General features: G+C 53.9%; 22 protein-coding genes and 1 pseudogene. 5 read left to right on the top strand and 18 right to left on the bottom strand.

All coding sequences use genetic code 11. The annotated features are described in order from the left end of the window. Positions 1-7: 7 nt before the first annotated feature. The 7 genes and pseudogenes from ispC to rpsB form a co-directional block, all read right to left on the bottom strand. Positions 8-1201 (bottom strand): 1-deoxy-D-xylulose-5-phosphate reductoisomerase, encoded by a 1194-nt coding sequence (gene ispC / locus R3F50_18085; GenBank protein MEZ5492197.1) that lies wholly within the window; start codon positions 1199-1201, stop codon positions 8-10. Continuing rightward, on the bottom strand, positions 1201-2064 hold the full coding sequence (locus R3F50_18090; protein ID MEZ5492198.1) for a phosphatidate cytidylyltransferase: 864 nt from the start codon (positions 2062-2064) through the stop codon (positions 1201-1203). Before R3F50_18090 ends, ispC begins: the two co-directional genes overlap by 1 nt. A gap of 13 nt (positions 2065-2077) precedes the next feature. Next, positions 2078-2809: a polyprenyl diphosphate synthase gene (uppS, locus tag R3F50_18095; GenBank protein MEZ5492199.1), complete on the bottom strand. Its 732-nt coding sequence runs from the start codon at positions 2807-2809 to the stop codon at positions 2078-2080. An 84-nt stretch (positions 2810-2893) separates the two neighbouring features. Continuing rightward, on the bottom strand, positions 2894-3451 hold the full coding sequence (gene frr, locus R3F50_18100) for a ribosome recycling factor (GenBank protein MEZ5492200.1): 558 nt from the start codon (positions 3449-3451) through the stop codon (positions 2894-2896). 56 nt (positions 3452-3507) lie between these two features. Beyond that, the gene (pyrH, locus tag R3F50_18105) at positions 3508-4227 is read right to left on the bottom strand and encodes a UMP kinase (GenBank protein MEZ5492201.1); all 720 of its coding nucleotides are present in this window, start codon (positions 4225-4227) and stop codon (positions 3508-3510) included. Between the two features lie 60 nt (positions 4228-4287). Further along, a complete protein-coding gene (tsf, locus tag R3F50_18110) occupies positions 4288-5163 on the bottom strand; it encodes a translation elongation factor Ts (protein ID MEZ5492202.1) in 876 nt (291 codons plus the stop codon). A gap of 471 nt (positions 5164-5634) precedes the next feature. Then, positions 5635-6360: pseudogene (gene rpsB / locus R3F50_18115) on the bottom strand (30S ribosomal protein S2). A 368-nt stretch (positions 6361-6728) separates the two neighbouring features. On the opposite strand from rpsB, the gene map reads away from it, so the two are divergent. The 5 genes from map to dapE are packed head-to-tail and all read left to right on the top strand — an operon-like array spanning position 6729 to position 12848. Beyond that, on the top strand, positions 6729-7508 hold the full coding sequence (gene map, locus R3F50_18120) for a type I methionyl aminopeptidase (GenBank protein ID MEZ5492203.1): 780 nt from the start codon (positions 6729-6731) through the stop codon (positions 7506-7508). A 32-nt stretch (positions 7509-7540) separates the two neighbouring features. After that, entirely contained in the window at positions 7541-10231 is a 2691-nt protein-coding gene (locus tag R3F50_18125; GenBank protein ID MEZ5492204.1) for a [protein-PII] uridylyltransferase, read from the top strand. Positions 10232-10266: 35 nt separating this feature from the next. Beyond that, positions 10267-10614 (top strand): ArsC family reductase, encoded by a 348-nt coding sequence (locus tag R3F50_18130; GenBank protein MEZ5492205.1) that lies wholly within the window; start codon positions 10267-10269, stop codon positions 10612-10614. 25 nt (positions 10615-10639) lie between these two features. Then, positions 10640-11683 carry a 2,3,4,5-tetrahydropyridine-2,6-dicarboxylate N-succinyltransferase gene (gene dapD, locus R3F50_18135; GenBank protein MEZ5492206.1) on the top strand — a complete coding sequence of 348 codons (1044 nt, stop codon included), beginning with the start codon at positions 10640-10642 and terminating at the stop codon, positions 11681-11683. Positions 11684-11726: 43 nt separating this feature from the next. Beyond that, positions 11727-12848, top strand: coding sequence for a succinyl-diaminopimelate desuccinylase (dapE, locus tag R3F50_18140; protein ID MEZ5492207.1), 1122 nt, complete (start codon positions 11727-11729; stop codon positions 12846-12848). An 80-nt stretch (positions 12849-12928) separates the two neighbouring features. Here the strand turns inward: dapE and R3F50_18145 are convergent, their stop codons facing one another. From R3F50_18145 to rnc, 11 genes are all read right to left on the bottom strand, one after another. Next, positions 12929-13753: a class I SAM-dependent methyltransferase gene (locus R3F50_18145; protein ID MEZ5492208.1), complete on the bottom strand. Its 825-nt coding sequence runs from the start codon at positions 13751-13753 to the stop codon at positions 12929-12931. A 15-nt stretch (positions 13754-13768) separates the two neighbouring features. After that, positions 13769-14575: an undecaprenyl-diphosphate phosphatase gene (locus R3F50_18150; protein ID MEZ5492209.1), complete on the bottom strand. Its 807-nt coding sequence runs from the start codon at positions 14573-14575 to the stop codon at positions 13769-13771. A gap of 18 nt (positions 14576-14593) precedes the next feature. After that, the gene (gene tsaB / locus R3F50_18155) at positions 14594-15304 is read right to left on the bottom strand and encodes a tRNA (adenosine(37)-N6)-threonylcarbamoyltransferase complex dimerization subunit type 1 TsaB (protein MEZ5492210.1); all 711 of its coding nucleotides are present in this window, start codon (positions 15302-15304) and stop codon (positions 14594-14596) included. A gap of 230 nt (positions 15305-15534) precedes the next feature. Further along, positions 15535-16419 carry a hypothetical protein gene (locus R3F50_18160; protein ID MEZ5492211.1) on the bottom strand — a complete coding sequence of 295 codons (885 nt, stop codon included), beginning with the start codon at positions 16417-16419 and terminating at the stop codon, positions 15535-15537. Positions 16420-16803: 384 nt separating this feature from the next. After that, the gene (adk, locus tag R3F50_18165) at positions 16804-17454 is read right to left on the bottom strand and encodes an adenylate kinase (protein ID MEZ5492212.1); all 651 of its coding nucleotides are present in this window, start codon (positions 17452-17454) and stop codon (positions 16804-16806) included. Between the two features lie 46 nt (positions 17455-17500). Continuing rightward, complete coding sequence (gene mazG / locus R3F50_18170; GenBank protein MEZ5492213.1) at positions 17501-18310, bottom strand: nucleoside triphosphate pyrophosphohydrolase; 810 nt, start codon at positions 18308-18310, stop codon at positions 17501-17503. A gap of 39 nt (positions 18311-18349) precedes the next feature. Next, positions 18350-19717 carry a 23S rRNA (uracil(1939)-C(5))-methyltransferase RlmD gene (rlmD, locus tag R3F50_18175; GenBank protein ID MEZ5492214.1) on the bottom strand — a complete coding sequence of 456 codons (1368 nt, stop codon included), beginning with the start codon at positions 19715-19717 and terminating at the stop codon, positions 18350-18352. A 26-nt stretch (positions 19718-19743) separates the two neighbouring features. Further along, positions 19744-20631 carry a cysteine synthase CysM gene (gene cysM / locus R3F50_18180; protein ID MEZ5492215.1) on the bottom strand — a complete coding sequence of 296 codons (888 nt, stop codon included), beginning with the start codon at positions 20629-20631 and terminating at the stop codon, positions 19744-19746. A 73-nt stretch (positions 20632-20704) separates the two neighbouring features. Beyond that, a complete protein-coding gene (gene recO / locus R3F50_18185) occupies positions 20705-21424 on the bottom strand; it encodes a DNA repair protein RecO (GenBank protein ID MEZ5492216.1) in 720 nt (239 codons plus the stop codon). Positions 21425-21555: 131 nt separating this feature from the next. Then, a complete protein-coding gene (gene era / locus R3F50_18190) occupies positions 21556-22473 on the bottom strand; it encodes a GTPase Era (GenBank protein ID MEZ5492217.1) in 918 nt (305 codons plus the stop codon). Beyond that, positions 22466-23149 (bottom strand): ribonuclease III, encoded by a 684-nt coding sequence (gene rnc / locus R3F50_18195; protein MEZ5492218.1) that lies wholly within the window; start codon positions 23147-23149, stop codon positions 22466-22468. Before rnc ends, era begins: the two co-directional genes overlap by 8 nt. Positions 23150-23152: the final 3 nt, after the last annotated feature.

Genomic DNA, 23152 nt, shown 5'->3' on the forward strand with positions numbered 1-23152 from the left:
GCGCAAATCAATTATTTGCTTTAGCAATCAGATCATTAGCCAAAATTCGGGCTTGCGAATCGGAAGTTCGAATAATATCGAGACTTGACGCGCCTTCACAAGGTATTTTCGCTATAACCCCTTCGATAACACGATGAATCTGATCGAATCTCAGGCGCCCCTGTAGAAACCCTTCGACCGCCTGCTCATTTGCCGCGTTCAGGATGGCCGGCGCGGTACCACCCCGTGCCGCCGCCTCCATACCGAGGCGCAGACAGGGAAAGCGGTTCAGATCAGGCGGCCTGAACTCCAGGGGCTGCTGGCGGGTAAGATCCAATCGGGAAGCTCCGGACTCAATGCGCTGCGGCCAGGCCAGGCCGTAGGCGATGGGGATGCGCATATCCGGGTTTGCCAGTTGTGCAACCACCGAGCCGTCCCGGTATTCCACCATGGAATGAACAATACTTTGCGGGTGGATCACGACCTCAAGTTGCTCGCAGTCCAGATCGAACAGGTAGCAGGCTTCGATGAATTCCAGCCCCTTGTTCATGAGCGTCGCCGAATCCACCGAAATCTTGCGCCCCATTTCCCAGCGCGGGTGTTTACAGGCCTGGTCGGGAGTTACCGAAGAAAAATCTTCCGCAGGCAGGTCCAGAAATGGGCCACCGGACGCCGTCAGGATCACCCTGCTCACCCCCTGCTTGCCGCTGACTACCTCACCGTTCAGCGGCGCTGGCAGACACTGAAATATCGCGTTGTGCTCGCTGTCGATGGGTAACAGTTGAGCACCACTGGCCCGTATGCGGTGCATAAACAGGTCACCAGCCATCACCAGTGACTCCTTGTTGGCCAGCAGAATTTTTTTGCCGGCATCAACAGCCGCCAGGGTCGCACCCAGACCCGCGGCACCAACGATGGCCGCCATCACTATCTGCACTGCGTTATGGCCGGCAACGAATTCAAGGCTGGCGGTTCCGCACAACACTTCGGTGTCTGTGTCCGCTAACAACTGGCGCAGGGCTTCCGCCTTTTCCTCCTCAACGACCACCGCGTAGCGGGGGTTGAAGTGACGACATTGCCTGGCCAACAATTCAACCCTGTTGTAGGCCGTCAGCGCAAAAACTTCGTAGTCAGAATGCCGGTCAATGACATCCAGGGTGCTTTCTCCGATTGAGCCCGTTGATCCGAGCACTGTTATCCGCTGCTTTGCCGCCACCGCCATCAGCCCCCCAGCCCCATTACCAGAAACAGCCACAGCACCGCAAACGGGGTGGCGGCTGTCAGGCTGTCCAGCCGGTCCAGTATGCCCCCATGCCCTGGCAGCAGGGTTCCGCTGTCCTTCAGGTTACGATTGCGCTTGAGCATGCTTTCAAACAGGTCTCCCACGACACTGCTCAGAGATACCAGCACTGCTCCCAACACCAGCAGAATGGCCTGGATCAACGTCAGCGGTAGAACCCGGACTGACACCACAGCGACTATACCGGCGGTGACTGCCACACAGGAAATCATGCCGCCCCAGAAGCCGGCCCACGATTTGCCGGGGCTCAGTGCTGGCGCCAGTTTACGCCTACCCCATGCGCGACCGGTGAAATAGGCGCCTATATCCGCGATGCTCACCAGGGCAATGAGACCCAGAACCAGTCCTCCGGATTCGTCAAGGTATTTCAACTGAACAATGCCGCACCAGGTAGGAACCAGTACGAAGATCCCCATCAATGCCACATGAGACTGATCATTCCAGGAACTGCTGTTGGCGGGATAACCCGTCAACAGCCAGCCGGCCAGTATCCAGAACATGCAGCCAAATCCCATCAGTGAAAGTACCCGCAGGGGATCCACAGCGACCGCATCAGGAGTGGCGCCAATGAGAAAAAAAGCACCCAGTAACAGGCCGGCCAGACTGAATACGTAGCCGGCTCCGGCCCCGGTACTTTCCACGCCGATGAAACGTGTCCATTCCATGCCAGCGAGAACAGTAATTAGCGCCACCGATATGGCGAACACGAAGGGGGAGGAAAACACTGCCAGGAAGATCAACCCGACAATCAGGACTATAGCAGTCAGTATTCTTTTTAACAGCACGCTGGTCACTCCATCACTCGGAATCCGGATGGGAACCAAACCGGCGCTGGCGACTGGCAAAATCCTCCAGCGCCAGCTGAAACTGTCGATCATCGAAGTCTGGCCAGTAACAATCCGTGAAATAGAGTTCCGTATAGGCAAACTGCCAGAGCAGGAAATTGCTGATACGCCGTTCACCACCGGTGCGAATACAGAGGTCCGGTGCTGGCGCATCTCCCAGGCAGATAGCTTTCTGCAAGGTGTCCTCATTCACCTGGTCGGCGGTCATCAGCCCCGCTTCGACATCTGCCGCCAGTCGACGAGCAGCCTCCGCGATATCCCAGCGGCCACCGTAATCTGCCGCAACCGTTACCGTGACTCCCGAGTTGTTGGCTGTCAACTCCTCGACCTGGCGCATGTGAGTCAGCAGCTTATTAGAGAAACTTTCACGCCGACCAATGAAACGCACACGCACATTCTTGGCATGGAACTGTTCCACTTCCTTGCGCTTGAGTACGGCCAGGAAAAGGGCCATGAGACCCTGCACTTCCTTCTTGGGTCTGAGCCAGTTTTCACTGCTGAAGGCAAACAGGGTGAGATAGTTGATGTCGCGCGCTATACAGCTGTCCACCAGATCCCTGGCAGCTTCAGCGCCGGCCCGATGACCCGCAGTCCCGGTCAGCCCCGCACTCCTGGCCCAACGATTATTGCCATCCATGATGACCGCGATATGAGCGGGCAGACTCTGAGTTTTATCGGGCTTCATAATGGCCTAATCCCTTCCTGTACCTTGCACATCCAGCCGACCGGGTAAAACTTCAATCCCGGCCGTGGGCATAGAAGCGGATTATCAGACGGAAAGAAGATCCTTTTCCTTCGCGGTAAAGCACTTCTCGACAGCCTCTACGTACTTGTCGGTAAGCTTCTGGATCTGCTCTTCTGCACGACGCAATTCATCTTCGCTGATCTCTTTTTCCTTCTCCAGATCTTTCAGATCGGAATTGGCGTCGCGGCGAATATTGCGAATTGCCACCCGGGCATTCTCCGCCTCGTTCTTGGCCTGCTTGGTATACTCACGCCGGGTTTCTTCAGTCAGCGGCGGCATGGGAACTCTTATCGACTCACCGTTGTTGGAAGGATTCAGGCCCAGGTCCGACTTCATGATCGCCTTCTCAACCTCACCGATCATGCCCTTTTCCCAGGGGTTCACAACCAGCGACCTGCCTTCCTCCACGGTGACATTGGCGAGCTGATTCAGCGGTGTCTCTACGCCATAGTAAGAGACGACAAGATCATCAAGGAGACTGGGATGCGCTCTGCCGGTTCGAATTCTGTTGAAAGCCGACTCCAAAGAGGCCACACTTTTCTGCATGCGCTCCTCTGCATCCTGAGTAATTTCTTTGATCATTCACTGATTCTCCCGGTCTGAATTTTAAAGAATTCCCTGCTGACAGGGTTAGGGGTCTAGCCGATAGTCGTTCCTTCCCCACTGCCCATCACGTTGTTTAAAAGACCGCCCGCTTTAGTCATATTGAATACGCGGATCGGAATGGCATTATCGCGGCTCAAACAGATCGCCGTGAGGTCCATGACGCCCAGCTTCTTCTCAATCACTTCGTCGTAACTGAGCGTATCAAACTTGATGGCTTCGGGATCCACATTGGGATCAGCGGAGTAAACACCGTCAACCTTGGTAGCTTTCAGGATCAGCTCCGCGCCGATTTCGATACCGCGCAGACAGGCGGCCGTGTCGGTAGTGAAGAACGGGTTACCGGTGCCGGCGGAAAAAATCACCACGTCTCCGGCACGCAGATGCCGCATGGCCGTGCGGCGATCATAGTGCTCGACCATGCCACTCATCTGCACAGCCGACATCACCCGGGTCGCAATACCCGCCCGTTCCAGCGCATCCCGCATGGCCAGAGCGTTCATCACCGTGGCCAGCATTCCCATATGGTCGCCCGTCACCCGCTCCATTCCAGCTGAATGCAGCGCCGCGCCACGGAACAGATTCCCGCCACCGATAACCATACCGACTTCGATACCGAAGCCAACCAGCTGCCCGACCTCCACTGCTATCCGGTCGAGCACCTTGGGATCAATGCCAAAGTCAACGTCTCCCATCAGCGCTTCCCCGCTCAGCTTGAGCAGTATCCGCTTGTACTTCTTTTCCGCTCCAGGCATGACTTTTGATTCCCTCTCACCAGGTGAGTCGGGTCGGAATGGGGAGCTGTCCCGACACTGTTAGTTTTTAAGCTGCGCAGCAACCTCGGCAGCAAAATCTTCTTCTTTCTTCTCAATCCCTTCGCCAACTTCGAATCGGACAAATGTTACGACATCAGCACCGGCTTCTTTCAGCAGGCCCTTCACTTTCACGTCTGGGTCTTTCACAAAGGGTTGTTCCAGCAAGCTTACTTCAGCGACGAATTTCTGCAACCGGCCACTGATCATCTTTTCAATTATTTCTTCCGGCTTACCGCTCTCACGGGCCTGGGCCGAATATATTTCCGACTCCTTGGCCAGCACTTCTTCCGGCACGTCTTCGGCGCGCACTACCATAGGACTGAGCGCTGCGATGTGCATGGCGATGTCGCGGGCAAGAGACTCATCACCGCCCTGTAAGGCGATCAGTACCGCGATACGGTTGTTACTGTGCACGTAGGAAGCAACTATGCCTTTATTGGCATCATCAAAGGCAAGGCGTGCTATACGTCGCACCGAAATATTCTCACCGATTTTCTGCACCAGAGCCTGACGCTGATTTTCCAGTCCAGCTTCCATCAATTGCGCCAGGTCAGCATCCCGCTGATCGAATGCCTGACCCAGTACGTCCCTGGCGAAACCGAGAAAATTATCGTCCCTGGCAACAAAATCGGTTTCACTGTTGACCTCGATTACCACGCCGTAGTTCCCGTCTTCGGCGATTTTAGTCATCACAATGCCTTCAGCGGCCACACGGGAGGATTTTTTCTCGGCCTTCAAACCACTTGCTTTACGCAGATCGTCAATTGCCCGCTCCATGTCGCCGTCAGCTTCCTGAAGCGCTTTCTTGCACTCCATCATGCCCAGTCCGGTGCGCTCGCGCAGCTCTTTGACCATGCTTGCCGATATCGTAGTCATGTTTTTTGCCTCTCAACTGTCCCGCCGCCCTGGTCAGAGCGGGGTGAAATAAAAACTGGTTGGTTTTTGAAAAAAGGGGGCATAACGCCCCCGAAATTAGTTACGAGGGCTGCGGCAATGAGCCCAGCCCCCTGAAGACGGGTACCGCTATTCTTCCTCGGAGTCGGCCGCAGACTGCTTCTTGGCCGGCGCTTTCTTCTTGGCAACAGCCTTCTTGGCTGCAACTTTCTTGGCAGGAGCCTTCTTCGCTGCCGCTTCGGCAGTCTCTTCACCTGCCTCAGCATCTGCTGCTGAGTCTGCCTCGGCTTCGACCTTGCCGGCCTCGGCTGCCACTTCGCCCTGCGAATCGTCAGCCTCTGCTTCAGCTGCCGGCTCCGCTGGAGCCTCGACCTCGGCTTCCTCAACCTCGGCAGCACTTATCTTAGGCGCGACCTTGGCTTCAGCTTTGGCTTCTGCCACCGGAGCCGGCTCGTCGTCGTCAATTTCGACGAACTCGCCTTCGCCTACGTTATTAGCAGCATTGCGGCCTGCCTCGCAGGCATCGGCGATCGCCTTGACGTAGAGCTGGATAGCACGAATGGCATCATCGTTGCCAGGAATAACGAAATCGACACCATCGGGATCACTGTTCGTATCAACAATACCGATTACCGGTATCCTGAGGCTGTTGGCTTCCTTAACCGCTATACGTTCGTGGTCTACGTCCACCACAAAAATGGCATCCGGTAATCCACCCATATCCTTGATACCGCCTATGCTGCGCTCAAGTTTTTCTTTGGCGCGGCGCCGCATCAGGGCTTCCTTCTTGGTCAGATGGCCCAGAGTCCCGTCAGTTTCCTGCGCTTCCAGGTCCTTTAAGCGTTTGATGGAGCCCCGAATGGTTTTATAGTTGGTCAGCATACCGCCCAGCCAGCGGTGGTTAACGTAAGGCATACCGACCCGTTCGGCTTCGGCGCGAATGAATTTGCCGGCCGCCCGCTTGGTACCGACAAACAATACCTTCTTTTTCTTGGCAGCCAGATCGCGCACTTCTTCCAGTGCGACATTCAACGCTGGCAGCGTATGCTCCAGGTTGATAATGTGAATCTGATTTCGAGCCCCGAAAATGTACTGATTCATTTTGGGGTTCCAGTAACGGCATTGATGACCGAAGTGCACGCCGGCCTTCAGCATCTCTTTCATAGATACAGCAGTCATAATCTTTCCTGTAGTTCGGGTTAGGCCTCCACACACCCCATGGCTTAACCCGTGGAACGCACTGAACGGCATTCCGGCGGGCACCCAAAGCACACGTGACGGTGTGTGTGCGACATTAAAAGAGCTGGCAAACCAGCCTGATTTTCCTATTTTTCCGGGGACTGCTCCCCAGAGCGCGCCGCTTTATACCACAACAGCACTGAAACATAAAGCTTCTCTGAATTCCCTGAGACTCCGACCAGGCCCTGTCACGCACCTGCCACTTCTATTATTCGCTTTCCGGGTGCTTTACAATACGCATCCTTTTGACACGCAGGCCGGAATCAGTTGGTCGCCAGACAACCTTGAGATAACCGAAAAAACTTGCCATGGGAATCACCCTGAAAACCGCTGACGAGATCGCCAAGATGCGCGTGGCCGGCAGACTGGCCGCGGAAGTCCTGGAAATGATCACGCCTTATGTTGAGCCCGGTATCAGCACTGGCGAACTGGATCGTATCTGTCATGACTATATTGTCAATGTTCAGGACGCAACCCCGGCACCATTGAACTACAATGGTTTCCCCAAATCTATTTGCACGTCAGTCAACCACGTCATTTGTCATGGTATTCCCAGTGACGGCAAAGTCCTGAAAAGCGGCGATATCATCAATATTGACGTGACGGTTATCAAGGACGGGTTCCATGGCGATACCAGCAAAATGTTCTGCGTCGGGGAGACTGCTGAGCACGCACGCCGCCTGATCCGGGTAACCCAGGAGTGCCTTTACCTGGGTATCGAACTGGTAAAACCCGGCGTCACGCTGGGGGATATCGGCCACGCTATTCAAACCCATGCGGAAGCAAATCATTATTCCGTGGTGAGAGAATATTGCGGCCACGGCATAGGTCGCGTGTTCCATGAAGACCCTCAGGTACTTCACTTCGGTCGCCCTCGAACCGGCTGCGTCGTTACCGAGGGCATGACATTCACCATCGAACCCATGCTCAATGCCGGCACCCGCTTTACCAAGCTGTCGAAGAAAGATGGCTGGACCGTGACCACCAAGGACAGAAGACTGTCCGCGCAATGGGAACATACACTTGCTGTAACACGGGACGGATGCGAAATTCTGACCCTGCGATCAGATGAGGCCCTCCCCTGGTAATGGCCAGCCAGCCCCCTGCACCGGACCTATAGATGCCGCAACAACAGACCGCGCCTCTCCGCCAACTCGATCTGCTCAATATCGAGGATCTTTCATCCCGCCTTCAAGCTGGAGAAAACCGGATTGCATTGTTCAGGGAAGCCCTGCAGCATGCCAACAGCGAACTCGACCGGCTATACCAGGAAAACGAAGACATTGCTCTGCTGGTGAGCAGCCGAGCCCGGATGATAGACCAGCTTCTGGCACTGGCCTGGCGCCAGTTTCCCTGGCCCGATGAGAAAAACATTTCACTGGTCGCCGTGGGCGGATACGGGCGCGGCGAACTGCACCCGCATTCGGATATCGATCTGTTGATCCTCACCCGCAATGACCGTATCGCCAAATACAAGACCTGTATCAGTGGTTTCCTGACACTGCTCTGGGATATAAGCCTGGAGATCGGGCAAAGCGTTCGATCCCTCAAGCAATGCAAACAGGAAGCCAAGGCCGATATCACCGTCGCCACCGCCCTGATGGAATCCCGCACTCTGGCCGGGCCTGCTGAATTGCGGGATGAAATGGAAAAACTCACCTCCAGTCGCAAGATCTGGCCAATCAAAGCCTTTCTGCAGGCCAAGTGGGACGAACAGATTGCCAGGCATGAGAAATACCAGGACATAGACTATGCCCTGGAGCCCAATATCAAAACTTCTCCAGGGGGTCTGCGGGACATTCAGACTATTGCCTGGGTCGCCAAGCGCCAGTTCGGTGCCAGGGATTTCCATGACCTGGTCAAGCTCGGTTTTCTCAACCCTTCGGAAGAAGCGCTCATAGATGAGGGACAGAAATTTCTCTGGAAGCTGCGCTACGGTCTGCACTTGCTGGCAGGTCGCCGGGAGGACCGCCTGCTGTTCGACAAACAGAGAGAACTCGCCAGCATGCTTGGCTATGTCGACAACGACACCAGTCTTGCAGTCGAACAGCTCATGCAGCGCTATTACCAGGTTGTGGCCAGTCTGCGCGAACTCAACGACGTACTGTTGCAGCATCTGGACGAGGCTATTCTGCGCGCCAACGAACGGGAGAAGATCACCCCGCTCAATAAGCGCTTTCAGATTCACAATGGCTATATCGAGGTCTGTAACGACGGCGTCTTCAAGCGCTTCCCGTTTGCGCTGATGGAAATTTTTGTGCTTATGGCACAAAACCCGGACATTCTGGGTGTGCGCGCCGCCACCATTCGCCTGATCCGTGACCACCGGCATCTGGTTGATGAAGCGTTCCGCAATGACATTCGTAATACTTCATTGTTTATGGAGCTGTTACGCTCTACCCACATGTTGACGCTGCAACTGCGCCGGATGGCGCGTTATGGAATACTCGGCCTCTATCTGCCGGAGTTTGGCCGCATAATCGGCAAGATGCAGCACGATCTGTTTCACATTTATACAGTCGACGCCCACACACTGCAGGTCGTGGAGAACATGCGTCGCTTCCTGCTGGACGATGCCGAAGAAAATTATCCCGTGGCAGCCCATATAGCCCGTGACCTGCCAAAAATCGAGTTGCTGTATATCGCCGGTCTGTACCACGATATTGCCAAAGGTCGTGGTGGCGATCATTCGGTGCTGGGCATGGACGATGCGGAAGCATTCTGCAGGCGCCACCATCTCAGCGATTGGGACACCAAACTGGTTTCCTGGCTGGTGCAGAAACATCTGCTGATGTCCATGACTGCCCAGCGCAAAGATATATCTGACCCGGAAGTAATCCAGGAGTTTGCTCTGGAGGTCGGCGATAAGCTGCACCTGAATTATCTCTACGCACTCACTGTTGCCGATATCTGCGCTACCAATCCGAATCTCTGGAACGCCTGGCGAGCCGCCCTGCTTCGCCAGCTGTACCTGAGCACCAAACGCGTGCTGCGACTGGGAATGGAAAATCCGCTGAATCGCACCGAACGCATCCACGACAAGCAGCAACAGGCTATGGCCAAGCTGCTGGACCGAGGTATGGACGAGGCCGCAATCGAACGGATCTGGGCGAATGCTGACGATGAATACTTTATCCGGGAATCGGTAGCGAATATCTGCTGGCACAGCGAGTGTATTAATGAGCACGATGATTCCGGGCCACTTGTTGCCGTTAAGGACACGGTCGGCAATACCATTGAAGGTGCCACACAAATTTTTATTTACACACCCAATACCAGCTATCTGTTTGCCAACAGCACGGCGGCCTTCGAAAAACTCAACCTGAATATTCAGAACGCCAGAATTTTCACCTCGGCGAATGACTATTGCATGGACACCTATACGGTGCTCGAAAACAGCGGCAAGCCCGTTGGGGATCGCCCGGACCGCATTGCCCAGATTAGAAAAGTGGTGCTGGAGCACATACAGAATCGGCAGTCTTACGTTGCGCCGCTCAGCCGCAAACCCGCCCGCCAGATCAAGCATTTCAGTCAGCATGTAGAAGCGGAGCTGATCAACAATCCGGAAAAACCCTACTCCATTCTGGAAATAAACTGCCCGGACCGACCGGGAATCCTGGCAACAGTGGGTAAGATTTTTGCCGAAAACCAGATTAACCTCTTGGACGCCAAGATCACCACGTTAGGCGAACGCGTGGAAGACCTGTTCTATATTATTGGCGAAGACAATCTGCCCATCACCAATACAGAAAAAGCAGAAAACCTGAAGGGAGCAATCAAGGAGCGACTGGAAGAACGATTCGCCTCCTGACCCAGCACGCACTGTAAACCGGAACGACACACAGCATGATCACAATTTATGGAATCAGTAATTGCGACACGATAAAAAAGACCCGTGCCTGGCTGAAAGACGCCGGTGTCCCCCATGACTTTCACGACTACCGGAAAGATGGCATCACGGAATCACTGGTTGAGACCTTCCTGGCCCGGTTTACCCTCGAAGAACTGATAAATCGCCGCGGCACCACCTGGCGCAAACTGCCAGAGACTGTCCGGGAGGCACTGACTCCCGAATCTGCTGTAACAGTAATGCTGGAGAATCCCGCCCTGATCAGGCGCCCGATTCTGACGGACGGCAATCACTGGCTTCTCGGGTTCGACCCGCAAGCCATACAGCAGACCCTGACTTCCTAACCTAACACTTGCAGCAGGCCCAGCCATGACTACTGACACCTTTCACAGTTTTGCATTCGGAATAGCAACCAAGAATCGCCAGGGCAAAATAATCGAGGTTTTTTATCCCGCACCCCTGTTAAATCCCGATCCGGGTCTCATTCAGGTGATTCTTGACTGCCTGAACATCAGCGAAGCTGACAACCTTGTGGCAGACATCAGTAACGAGCAGGCCGCCAGCCTGCAAGGCAGACTGGATACCGCCGGATACGGCGATCACTCGGCGCTGGTCACACAACTTGCTACCGGGCAGCCGGACACCATCGTCTGTATCCTTCGCGAGGACCGGAAGCCAGACTCAGTGGCCGAGGTGTTTCTGAAACTGCATCTGCTGTCGCACCGCCTGGCTGTTCCCAACAGCCTGAATCTGGAAGGTGCCTTTGGCCTTTTGCACAACCTGGCCTGGACCAGCCGTGGACCGATAGAGCTTGATGAACTTCAGGCAGCCCAGTTGCAGAGTCGACTTGCCGGGGAACTGCTGGAAGTCATGTCTGTGGACAAATTCCCCAAGATGACCAATTACGTTGTGCCACCAGGAGTGCGTATCGCGCACACTGCGCGGGTAAGACTCGGCGCTTACCTTGGTGAGGGAACCACTGTGATGCACGAAGGTTTCGTAAATTTCAACGCTGGCAGCGCCGGCAAGGCGATGATTGAGGGCCGCATTTCAGCCAGCGTGATGGTCGGCGAAGGAAGCGATCTCGGTGGAGGCTGCAGCATCATGGGCACCCTGTCCGGTGGCGGCACAGAAGTCATTACAGTCGGGGAAAACTGCCTGATTGGCGCTAATGCCGGCATCGGCTTTTCGATTGGCGATCGCTGCATAATCGAAGCCGGTCTTTATGTGACCGCTGGCACCAAGGTAAATGTGCTCGATTTTAAGGGTGACCTGCAGAAAACCGTCAAAGCGAGGGATCTGTCGCACCAGAACGATTTACTGTTTCGACGCAATTCGCTGACCGGTGCGGTGGAATGTGTACCCAATAAGGCCGCCATAGAACTCAACGAAGAATTGCACAGCCACAACTAGAAGAGGCGGTCTGTTTGCTGATAACCGGCCCCAGGATACAACCATGAATGCCACGCTGAAACTCGTTAAAGAACTGATCTCCCGTGAATCGGTAACCCCGGTTGATGCCGGCTGTCAGGATATTCTGATCGAGCGGTTGGAAAAGCTGGGATTCCGGGTAGACCGCTTGCCCTTTCAGGATGTCGATAATTTCTGGGCCCAGTACGGCCACCAGCGCCCGCTGCTCGTTTTCGCCGGTCACACCGATGTAGTGCCACCAGGCCCTCTTGACGCCTGGGAGTCGCACCCTTTTGAGCCCAGTGAGAGAGAGGGCTACCTGTATGGACGTGGCGCCGCCGACATGAAAAGCTCCCTTGCTGCCATGGTCTGTGCCTGTGAAGAATTTCTCCAGACTCGCGAACCCAGAGGTTCGCTGGGGTTTCTTATAACCAGTGATGAGGAAGGCGCGGCCGTAAATGGTACGGTTCGAGTCATGCAGTGGCTGGAGCAGCGTGACATACAGATCGACTACTGCGTAGTCGGAGAACCAAGCAGCAGCTTCAACCTCGGCGACACGGTTAAAATCGGACGGCGCGGCTCTCTGAACTGTCGTTTTACAGTTTCCGGCATCCAGGGACACGTGGCCTACCCCCAGTTGGCGGACAACCCGATTCATCGGGCGCTGCAACCGCTCACGGAACTGACCTGCCGGCAATGGGACAGTGGTAACGCCTCCTTCCCGCCCACGAGCCTGCAGATTTCGAATATCCAGGGTGGAACCGGCGCGACCAATGTAATCCCGGAAAAGGTCCAGGTCGATTTCAATCTGCGCTTTTCAACCGAACTGACCGACGCGGCGATACAGGAGCAGTGCGAGCGGATCTTTGACAGTTACGAACTGGACTACCAGCTGGAATGGCAGCTTTCCGGGCAGCCGTTTCTGACTGACCACGGTGAGCTCATTGAAGCCGTCCATGCCGTGGTCAAGGAACAGACTGGTCAGGAACCCGAACTGTCCACCAGCGGCGGAACCTCCGATGGGCGCTTTGTCGCCCCCTCAGGGGCCCAGGTGGTCGAGCTGGGTCCGTGCAACCAGTCGATTCACAAGGTCAATGAGCACGTAAGAATCAGCGATCTGGAACCGCTGACCTCGCTGTATCGTGGCATTATTGAGAAACTGCTCTAGCCAGTTATTTCACCAATCTCCATAGCGAGGACGTGCCATGAAGCGGCCGCAGCAGGAATTATGTGAAATTTCCGGACCAGTCAGCCGGTTACATAGACATCGAAGCGGCTGCTTTTCCCGGCCAGCCTGAAAGAAGGCACCTGCCCGGCCAGATCACCGGCTCTGGCCGGGCGCTTAACCACCACACGACGGCGTGCGACCGCGAGTGCATCACGCAATAGCCGGGCTTCGTTGTCTCGTTCCCGGGCACTGCTTAAAGCCGTAGTGGCGAAGTACTGCTGTAACACGTACATATCCTTCTTGACCTGCGCGCTCTTGCTTCGCTCAGGAAACATCGGGTCCAGATACACCACATCCACACCCTTCGCAGCAGGTGCGAATACCGACAGACTGGTGTGAAGCACAGACATCCTGCTTACCGCCTCACGGACCTTGTCATCCTGTGATTCGCGAGCCCGATTCATTCCATCCTCAAGCAAAGCGAAAATGATCGGATCCCGTTCCAGCATTTTTACCTGGCAGCCCGTGGTGGCCAACAGGTAGGCGTCTTTTCCCAGGCCAGCCGTTGCATCCAGAACAACGGGGAACAGACCAGGCTTTACTCCCACAGCACGCGTAATCGCCTGTTTACTTACACGATTGCGAATCCGGTAGTCCAGAGTCGGGTTTTCGAAATCAACCCACACCGGCCCGGGCGAGCCTGGACGATTCATGACAAATTGCAGACCGGCCCCGGTCAAGCGCAACAGAAAATCAAAATCGGAGTCCGAGTCGCTGCTGACACAAGGTAATTTCAGAGACCCTGCCAGTCGCGCAGACTCTTCCACCAGGCCAGGGGTGATTTCCACCAGCTCTCCGTGATCGGGATTGGAATTGGGATCAGCAAGAACTGCGATTCGTGCCATAAAAATTCCGGCTAACTAACGAGTGAAGTAGACAGCGAAAAGAAGCAGACCAAGCAGGACACGATAAACGACAAATGGGAAAAAACCGATTCGCTCAATCAGCTTGAGGAAATAGTGAATACAGAAATAGGATACAACTCCCGATACAACTGCCCCGTAAAGCAATGTAATCCATTCAGAAACCCCAGCGCCCAACTGATAAAAGTCTATACTCTTGAGCAGCCCGCTGGCTGCAATGATCGGTATGGCAAGTAGAAAAGAAAACTGCGCCGCAGCATGCCGTGACAAACCAACAAACAAACCGGCCGTCATGGTAACCCCTGACCTCGAGGTTCCTGGCAACAGGGCCAGCATTTGCGCCAGACCAATCAGTAACGCAGTCTTCCAGGTAAGATTTGACAGATTGCCCGGCGTCCCGGATTGACGATCAGACATATAAAGCAGCAAGGCGAAAACAATTGAGGTAACAGCTATCAGAAGAATTGACCTGGCATAAAGTTCTACCAGATCGTTTGCCAGCAACCCAGCCAGCCCGGCTGGCACAGTAGCGACTATAATCAGCCAGGCAAGCTTCGACTCCTCTGTACTGCCCTGCTGCCCCAGAGATCTCACCCAGGCCAGGCCTAGCGCGACGATCTGTGCCCTGAAGTAGTAGATCACCGCAGCCAGACTGCCAACATGAACCGATACGTCAAAGACCAGCCCCTGATCCTGCCAGCCAAGCAGTTCGGCCGGCAGGATGAGATGGCCGGAACTGGAAATCGGCAGAAACTCTGTGAACCCTTGTAAAATTGCGAGAAATGTCGCTTGCAGATATTCCATACTTCCCTGCACCCCTTATCAACCGGCGGTTCGATAATTCATGTTTTCTTTCAAATAACTGGGCAATGCCTGCTCAGCTGAAACAGTCTGCTTATTGTTCAGTTTAAAATTGGCGATCCGCCGCAGGCTCTCGATATCCGCTTCCAGGTCGCAATCCACGTCGGAAAATCCTGTCAGCAGTGCGGCCGGAAAACTGTCACGCTCATTCCACCCATCTCCGATTGCTATCCAGTGGCCAGCGCGTTCTATGACCTCGGGCAGCACAATGGCGTGCCCCTCCACAACCACCTCGCCTCCAATACACTGTATGCCTGAATCCGGGCCCTTCTGGAAAGTGGCAACATAAAACTCACCGTCACGGGCCTTTCGACACACAGTAACATGTGAGCAGTCGTACGCGGCAAACCCACTCCAGGCATGCCATTCCAGGGAGGACAGCAGTATAACCGGGATCTCCAGCGCGGCAGCCAACCCCTGCACCACGCCGATCCCGATTCTCAGCCCTGTGAAAGAACCCGGGCCAGCGACTACAGCCAGTGCAGACAACTGTTGAAGCTCTATTTCAAGTTCGATACGCAATTGGTCAATGGCGGAAAGCAGTGACTGCCCGTGAGATTGATGACCCTCGATAACGCGGGTCTTGACCCCTTTGCCCGTCTGCATTACGACAGTGCAAACGCGGGAAGACGTGTCGATGACGAGCAGGTTTGAAGCATCCAGAACGGACATCACGAGTGGTCCAAATCTCTCTTCGCAGCAAAGATGACAGTGCCGGCCCTGACATGGTGACAGCGTATCGGCACAAGGCCTGTGATCTAAGCCGTGATGGGGTAACTTTTGGCCTGAAACGAAGATCCCTCCCGAGTTTATCGAGAGGGATCTGTCTTACCAGGAGATTCGTCAAACAGCGCAGTTTCTTCGGCACTGCCTGACGTGAGTGCTAGGGATTCACCAATCGGCTACTTCTTCTTGCTGGCTGCAGCCTTTTTCGTGGCTGCCTTCTTTTTGGCTGGCGCTTTTTTCTTGGCCGGCGCTTTCTTAGCTACCTTTTTCTTAGCCGCTGCTTTTTTCTTGGCTGGGGCTTTTTTCTTAGCTGGAGCCTTTTTCTTGGCAGGCGCTTTCTTGGCTACAGCCTTTTTCTTGGCCGGCGCCTTTTTCTTTACAGCGGCCTTACGCTTCACGACAGCGCCTTTTTTGGCTGCAGCCTTCTTCTTGGCAACCTTTTTCTTCACCGCTGCCTTCTTAGCTGGAGACTTTTTCGCTACAGTCTTTTTGGCTACTTTTTTCTTAGCCACTTTCTTCTTGGCTACTGTCTTCTTGGCTACGGTTTTCTTGGCTACTGCTTTTTTAGCAGCGGTCTTTTTCTTAGCAACTGATTTCTTCGCTGCGGTCTTCTTCGCAACTTTTTTAGGAGCGGCTTTCTTAGCCATCGCAGCTCGCTTTACTGTTTTCTTTTTAGCCACTTTTTTCTTGGCTGGAGCCTTTTTCTTGGCAACTTTCTTCTTTGCCACAGCCTTTTTCTTTGCTGCGGGCTTCTTTGCTGCTGACTTTTTCGCTGCTGCTGGCTTTTTCTTCACAGAAGCTTTCTTCTTAGCTGCGGCCTTCGCCTTCGCTGCAGCTTTCTTTGCAGCAGCCTTGGCTTTAGCAGCAGCTTTCTTAGCCGCCTTCTTTTCTTTGGCAGCTTCTTCTTTATCTTTCTGCTTGTTCCACTTAGCCGCAAATGCAGCAAGGGCCTTATTCAATGCCTCTTCGCGTTTTTGTGCAGCAGTCATTGTTTTTGCTGCCGCTTTTTTCGCAGGCGCCTTTTTCTTAGCAGCCCTTTTCTTACCAGTTACTTTAGCCATGCTCATCTATCTCCAAGTTGGTGAAACAGTTGCTTACCCTAGCGAGGTAAGATAAAGCTTCATTCGCCGGCAACATAGCATAAATAAAATTAAGCTAACAGTAATGAAGCGCTTTTTCTTGAACTGGAACAAAACCCACATTCCAATAGAAACTCTTACCGAATACAGCACTCATCAAGTATTTCGCTAGTTGAATTAAAAACTTTAAATAATTAAGCATCACCGATGTATTGGAACCAGCGGGTATCACGGTGTGGGTAAGTTTTATTTTCTGACTGTAGACGAAAAAGCCCGGCGGTTGCCGGGCTTCTGGAATTTAAATTTACTATCCTGGTAATGTTGTTCGGCGTACGGGGTACGCGGACAACGCCCAGGTTGAATTGATCAGTTACTTAAAGCATCCAATACTTTTTCCCGTATTTCGTTTACCGAACCCAGACCATCTATCTTTAGCACTTCAACAGCATTTCCTTCGGCTTTAAGCCTTTTATAGAAATCAACCAGCGGTTTGGTTTGTTCATGATAGACCTGCAGGCGCTTACGGACTGTTTCCTCTTTGTCGTCTTCTCTTTGTATCAACGCTTCGCCGGTAACATCATCAACACCTGCCGTTTGGGGAGGATTATTAATGACATGGTAAACCCGACCAGAGTCGAGATGTACACGTCGACCGCTCATTCTCTCCACGATTTCCTCATCATCTACATGAATTTCCAGCACCACATCAATCGGTACACCGGATTCCTGCAGCGCTTCTGCCTGGGGAATGGTCCTTGGAAAACCATCAAACAGAAACCCGTTCGCGCAGTCATCCCGTTGAATGCGATCCTTCACCAGGGCAATGATGATGTCATCGGTAACCAGCCCACCGGAGGCCATAACCGCTTCCACCTGCCGGCCAAGCTCTGATTGCTCCTTAACCGCAGCACGCAGCATGTCTCCGGTAGAAATTTGCGGTATGCCGAATTTCTCGGTGATAAACGCCGCCTGAGTGCCTTTGCCAGCCCCAGGGGCTCCCAATAGGATGATTCTCATGAAAGATTGCTCCTTGATTGTATGATGTATGGGCCGTGACGAAAGATTATAGCCCTTTCTGTTTGGCAGCATCCCAGAGCTGATCAAGTTTTTCCAGACCAGCGTCCTCGATTCGGGTATTCTCCTCACTCAATTGCTGTTCAATAAATGAGAAGCGACGGAAGAACCGCCGGTTGCATTCCCGCAGCGCGTTTTCCGGCTCAACCCGGGTATGCCGGGCCAGGTTTACAACCGCAAAGAGTAAATCGCCTGTCTCGTGCTGGATCGCCTCATTCTCACCACCGGCGATTGCTGCCTCCAGCTCTGCAAGCTCTTCTCTGACCTTTCCCAGCACGGGAGCCAACTGCTGCCAGTCAAATCCCACCCGTGCCGCCCGCTTCTGGATTTTAAGAGCCCGCTCAAGAGCCGGTAACGCCTGTGGAATATCGGATAATACCGAAACTGGCTGCTGGTCAGCCTGGCCTTTCTGCGCCCTCTCCTGCTTTTTGATCGCTTCCCAGTTGGTTACAACCTGGTCAGCATCCAGCGCCTGCTGCTGGCCAAAACTCTCCACTTTGCCGGCAGGGAATACATGGGGGTGACGCCTTACCAGTTTGTCTGAAATCGCATCGACTATATCCTGAAAGGAGAACAGACTGTCTTCTTCGGCAATGCGGGCATAGAACACAACCTGAAAAAGCAGATCCCCCAACTCATCTTTGAGAGAGGCTGTATCTCCTTCTTCCACAGCATCCACGACCTCATACACTTCTTCCAGCGTATAGCGTGTCAGACTGGTCAGTGTCTGCTCCAGATCCCAGGGACACCCGTGCTCTTTATCCCTCAACAAGGCCATTATGCGCAGCAGTTTATCCATCGTACACACTCCAGTAAGTCTAGCCGGAAAACCTTCGAATCAGGCTTTCCTGAGTTCAAACTCAGCAATGGATTCAACATGCGCAGTGTGGGGAAACATATCCATCACACCAGCACGGTTCAACTTATATCCCTTGGTCAACAGCCGCGCCGCATCCCGTGCCAGAGTGGCCGGATTACAGGAAATATAGACAATTTTCTTTGCGCCACTGTTCCCGATCCAGTCGATGATTTCCAGCGCACCGGAGCGCGGCGGGTCAAGCAGGATCTTGTCGAACTTATCAGCGAACCAGAACTCGTGGCCTGAGAGTGCGTAGAGATTGGCGGCATCAAATCTGACATTGGCTATATTGTTGAATGCGGCGTTTTCCTCAGCCCGACTGACCATCTCATTGCTGCCTTCAACACCAACCACCTCCCTGCAGTGGCGGGACAAGGGCAAGGTAAAGTTTCCCAGTCCACAAAAGAGATCAAGCACTTTATCCCCGGGCTCCAGCGTCAGCAGGTCGATTGCCAGAGAGACCGCCTTCCGGTTGATTGACTCATTCACCTGCACAAAGTCAGTTGGATGAAAACGCATGGTGATGTCACTGTCCGGCAACGTGTATTGCAGGCGATCCGGCCCCGTTTCAGGCCAGAGTTTATGGATGCTGTCCATGCCCTTGGGCTGCAAATAGAATTCACACCCGGTTCGCCTGGCGAACTCGCGCAGCTTTTCCAGATCGCTGCCATTCAGCGGCTCCAGATGGCGCATCACCAGTGCTACGGTCTGTTCGCCAGCCAGGTTTTCACCGGCGGCGGCTTCAAACTGGGGGATTACCTGCCGCGCTTCCAGGGTGTCGATCAACTCCCGCAAAGGTTCGATCAAATCGGCGATTTCCTTTACCAGCACCTTGCAAGTATTCATGTCAGTGATGAAAGTGCTGTGCTTCTCCCGGAACCCCACCAGAGCTCCGCCTTTTTTCGCAACATACCTGACAGCCAGACGAGCTTTGCGGCGATATTGAAATACCTGGCCCCGCTGGATCTCCAGTTTTTCAAAATCCTCTTCATTGAGCCCTGCGGCATGGCAGAACTGATCGAATAAAAGATCCTGCTTAAACGCTATCTGGGCGTCGGAGGAAAGGTGCTGCAACGAACAACCACCACAGATCCCAAAATAGACACACTGCGGCTCCACGCGACAATCACCAGGCTCCAGCACTTCTACAACCGACATTTCATCGAAGCGAGACCGGGTATCCAGGTACCTCGCCATTACCCGCTCGCCGGGCAAACCCCCGTCGACGAATGCCACTTTGCCGTCAATACTGGCAATGCCCCGGCCTTCATGACTGATACGATCAATAGTCAATTCAACCGGATCCTGCGGCAATTTTTTTCTGCTGCGCCGTCCGCGTCGGGTCATGATTACATAATCAGTGAATAAGGCGTCTAGTTGAAAACGCCAGTGGAAAGATAACGATCACCACGATCGCAGATAATAGCCACTATCGTGGCGTTCTTGACCTGTTTGCTTAATTGCAGCGCGCCAAAGATGCTACCCCCGGAGGATACACCGCAAAAAATTCCTTCTTGCCGCGCCAACTCCCTCATTGTGCGCTCGGCATCCTTCTGCTCAATATCAATAATCCGGTCTACCCGTGCCGGTTCGTAAATTCTCGGCAGATAGGCTTCAGGCCAACGTCTGATGCCTGGAATTCTTGAGCCTTCTCCGGGTTGCAGACCCACTATTTCAATTGCGGCATTCTGCTCTTTCAGGTACCTGGATACACCCATGATCGTGCCGGTCGTGCCCATGGAAGAGACGAAGTGGGTAACCTCACCGCGGGTATCACGCCAGATCTCCGGTCCTGTCCGCATGTAATGAGCATTGGGATTGTCCTGATTGGCAAATTGATCAAGCACCCGGCCTTTTCCTTCCTGCTGCAGTCGTATTGCCAGATCCCTGGCCCCCTCCATACCTTCCTGCTCAGTAACAAGTATCAACTCCGCGCCGTACGCGGTCATCGATGCTTTACGCTCAGCACTCATGTTGTCCGGCATGATGAGTGTCAGCTGGTAACCCTTTATCGCACAGACCATTGCCAGCGCAATCCCGGTGTTTCCACTGGTCGCTTCGATCAGAACATCACCCGGCTGTATCTCACCCCGCAATTCGGCCTGCACTATCATATTGAGAGCCGGCCGGTCCTTGACTGAGCCTGCCGGATTGTTTCCCTCCAGTTTTGCCAGAATGACATTGGAAGTATCACCGGGTAGCCTCTGCAACCTGACCAGTGGGGTATTGCCAATCAGATTATCGATAGTTTGATAAGTCATTTTCAGGACCTTGCTGACAGGTGGGCGATTCTACCCCGATTAGAGTCAGGCTTAAAGCCATAGCCCATGGCGCTTATCGCCGGGCGAACAGGCTGCGACTGTGCAGCGGTTTGCCACCCAGATGAGCGGCCAGTGCCAGCCTGGTGATCAGCTTGGCGGCTTTCACACAGTCCCGATCGGAGAATTCCAGAGCCCTGAGGGCCAGGATATGTTTCCCCGAGAACAGGTTCATCTGCTGGCCGGCCCGATCATCAATATCGGCAACGTGCTCAAACCCCAGATCCGGCACGAACAGATAGGTGCGTTCCGCCTCAATTGGCTGGCGTGACACGCAATCCTGTTCCAGATTGATTCCGTAACCCAGCTCATCAAGCAGCGAAATTTCAAAGCGTCGCAGCACTCCCTGTATCTCTCCTGCCCCGGCGAGCCCAATCAGCGTTTCCTGATAGCGCTGATAAAGGTCCGCATGTTCCACATTACTGAGCACTAATCGAGTAATCAGTTCATTCACGTAAAAACCGCTGAATAACCGCTCTCCCTTTAACTCGATTGCACCGACGCTGCTCTCTGCGCTGACAACTGTTTTGACGTCTCCTTTGCCAGTGAACGATACCAGCAGGGGCTGAAACACCTGTAACTGGCTGCGGTACTTGGATTGCGCCCGACGGGCGCCCCGCGCCACAGCACGAACCCGACCGTAATCCAGACAAAAGAAATCCAGCAGCAGGCTGCTGTTCTGAAAAGGTTGTTTGTGCAGGACGTAAGCCGGCTGCAGAAAAACACGATTATCCATAGCGGAATCTGTTGGAAATCACAGGGTAATTATAGGAAAGCGCCTGGCTTCAGGCGAGTTGCAGATACCGGTACGCCGCTAAGCCCGCTTGATCGCCAGGATTGCGAAAATCCAGCCGACCGGGTTTCTGTTCAGAGGGTGTCTGAGTAGCCAAGACTCTTCAGAGCCCGCTCGTTGTCTGCCCAGCCGGATCTTACCTTTACCCAGAGTCTCAGCATGACCTTCTGGTCAAACATTTCTTCCATATCCTCGCGTGCCTGAGAACCGATGGACTTCAGGCGGGCACCCTGTTTCCCGATGAGAATCTGTTTTTGACCGGGTTTCTCGACCAGAATCAGTCCATCCACGTGCAGAACTTTGCCCTTTTCCTTAAAAGTCTCTATTTCAACAGTGACTTCATAGGGCAGCTCATCGCCCAGTTGGCGGGTAATTTTTTCGCGGATCAGTTCTGCCGCCAGAAACCTGGAACTGCGATCGGTAACCTGATCCCCGGGGAAAAGAAATTCACCCTCGGGAAGATACTTCCTGGCTATCTCGTCGATAATCTCCAGGTTGTGGCCCTTGAGCGCCGAGATGGGAATGATTTCCGTAAATGCCATTTTTCCGGACAGTGATTCAATGTAGGGCAGCAGGCGGGTCTTGTCCTGCACCTGATCGACCTTGTTGATAAGCAGCAGAACTGGTTTCTTGACCTTCGCAAGCGCAGCCAGCACCAGCTCATCTTCCTCCGTCCAGGCCAGCCTTTCCACCAGGAAGAAAATCACATCCACGTCCTGAATGACCTTTTCCACGGTTTCATTCATTAACCGATTGAGGGTTTTCTTGCGTTCATGGTGTAGTCCCGGCGTATCCACATAGATAAACTGGGTGTCGCCGGTGGTATGCACACCAAGAATTCGGTGGCGGGTGGTCTGCGGTTTGCGGGAGGTTATGCTTATTTTCTGCCGCAGCAGATGATTCAGCAAAGTGGATTTACCCACATTGGGTCGACCGACGAGTGCGATAAAACCGCATCGCTGGCTTCTTTGCTCTCCCTGTTCTTCAATCATCGTTTTCTTCCAACGCAGCGAGCACCTGCTCGGCCGCATCCTGTTCAGCCATTCGTTTATTTTTGCCACTGCCGACCTTTGATTCGTCAAGCAAGGCAACCTGGCAGGCCACCATAAAGGTCTGATCGTGCGCCTCACCGATTATTTCGGTGACGCTATATCCAGGCAGTGGCAGTCCCCGCGCCTGCATCAATTCCTGCAGCCGCGTCTTACTGTCCTTGCGGGTTCTGCTTATCTCTCTGGAAGTGAGCCGGTGACTGTACAGCGTGCCGATGACAGAGCCAGCGGTGGCCAGGCCACTTTCCAGAAAGACTGCGGCAATCAGGGCTTCGACGACATTTGCCAGAATGGATGCCCTGCGCTTGCCACCGCTTTTCCGCTCACCTGCGCCGAGGTTAAGATGCTGCCCCAGGCCCAGATCACCGGCAATGTCGGCGAGAACTTCACCATTAACCAGGTTGGCACGCATGCGGCTCAGCTCGCCTTCTGTGGCCTGGGGGTAATGGTGAAACAGTTTCTCTGCGATGACCATATCCAGTACGGCATCACCGAGGAATTCGAGTCTTTCATTATGAAGTTTGCCGGCGCTCCTATGGGTAAGAGCCTGCTCCAGCAGGTTCGGATCCTGGAAAGAATATCCGAGACTTGACTCGAGCTTCCTCCGATCCACAGTCATGAA

Source organism: Gammaproteobacteria bacterium (genome assembly GCA_041395725.1).
In the GTDB taxonomy this organism is placed as follows: domain Bacteria; phylum Pseudomonadota; class Gammaproteobacteria; order Pseudomonadales; family Pseudohongiellaceae; genus NORP240.

Excerpts from the sequence above, each read along its gene's own strand:
- R3F50_18145 (MEZ5492208.1), bottom strand. The coding sequence starts at position 13,753 with ATGGCACGAATCGCAGTTCTTGCTGATCCCAATTCCAATCCCGATCAC.
- cysM (MEZ5492215.1), bottom strand. The coding sequence starts at position 20,631 with ATGACTTATCAAACTATCGATAATCTGATTGGCAATACCCCACTGGTC.
- ispC (MEZ5492197.1), bottom strand. The coding sequence starts at position 1,201 with ATGGCGGTGGCGGCAAAGCAGCGGATAACAGTGCTCGGATCAACGGGC.
- tsf (MEZ5492202.1), bottom strand. The coding sequence starts at position 5,163 with ATGACTACGATATCGGCAAGCATGGTCAAAGAGCTGCGCGAGCGCACC.
- adk (MEZ5492212.1), bottom strand. The coding sequence starts at position 17,454 with ATGAGAATCATCCTATTGGGAGCCCCTGGGGCTGGCAAAGGCACTCAG.
- tsaB (MEZ5492210.1), bottom strand. The coding sequence starts at position 15,304 with ATGTCCGTTCTGGATGCTTCAAACCTGCTCGTCATCGACACGTCTTCC.
- R3F50_18125 (MEZ5492204.1), top strand. The coding sequence starts at position 7,541 with ATGCCGCAACAACAGACCGCGCCTCTCCGCCAACTCGATCTGCTCAAT.
- dapE (MEZ5492207.1), top strand. The coding sequence starts at position 11,727 with ATGAATGCCACGCTGAAACTCGTTAAAGAACTGATCTCCCGTGAATCG.
- rlmD (MEZ5492214.1), bottom strand. The coding sequence starts at position 19,717 with ATGACCCGACGCGGACGGCGCAGCAGAAAAAAATTGCCGCAGGATCCG.
- era (MEZ5492217.1), bottom strand. The coding sequence starts at position 22,473 with ATGATTGAAGAACAGGGAGAGCAAAGAAGCCAGCGATGCGGTTTTATC.
- R3F50_18130 (MEZ5492205.1), top strand. The coding sequence starts at position 10,267 with ATGATCACAATTTATGGAATCAGTAATTGCGACACGATAAAAAAGACC.
- dapD (MEZ5492206.1), top strand. The coding sequence starts at position 10,640 with ATGACTACTGACACCTTTCACAGTTTTGCATTCGGAATAGCAACCAAG.
- uppS (MEZ5492199.1), bottom strand. The coding sequence starts at position 2,809 with ATGAAGCCCGATAAAACTCAGAGTCTGCCCGCTCATATCGCGGTCATC.
- pyrH (MEZ5492201.1), bottom strand. The coding sequence starts at position 4,227 with ATGCCTGGAGCGGAAAAGAAGTACAAGCGGATACTGCTCAAGCTGAGC.
- R3F50_18150 (MEZ5492209.1), bottom strand. The coding sequence starts at position 14,575 with ATGGAATATCTGCAAGCGACATTTCTCGCAATTTTACAAGGGTTCACA.
- recO (MEZ5492216.1), bottom strand. The coding sequence starts at position 21,424 with ATGGATAATCGTGTTTTTCTGCAGCCGGCTTACGTCCTGCACAAACAA.
- frr (MEZ5492200.1), bottom strand. The coding sequence starts at position 3,451 with ATGATCAAAGAAATTACTCAGGATGCAGAGGAGCGCATGCAGAAAAGT.
- R3F50_18160 (MEZ5492211.1), bottom strand. The coding sequence starts at position 16,419 with ATGGCTAAAGTAACTGGTAAGAAAAGGGCTGCTAAGAAAAAGGCGCCT.
- rnc (MEZ5492218.1), bottom strand. The coding sequence starts at position 23,149 with ATGACTGTGGATCGGAGGAAGCTCGAGTCAAGTCTCGGATATTCTTTC.
- mazG (MEZ5492213.1), bottom strand. The coding sequence starts at position 18,310 with ATGGATAAACTGCTGCGCATAATGGCCTTGTTGAGGGATAAAGAGCAC.
- map (MEZ5492203.1), top strand. The coding sequence starts at position 6,729 with ATGGGAATCACCCTGAAAACCGCTGACGAGATCGCCAAGATGCGCGTG.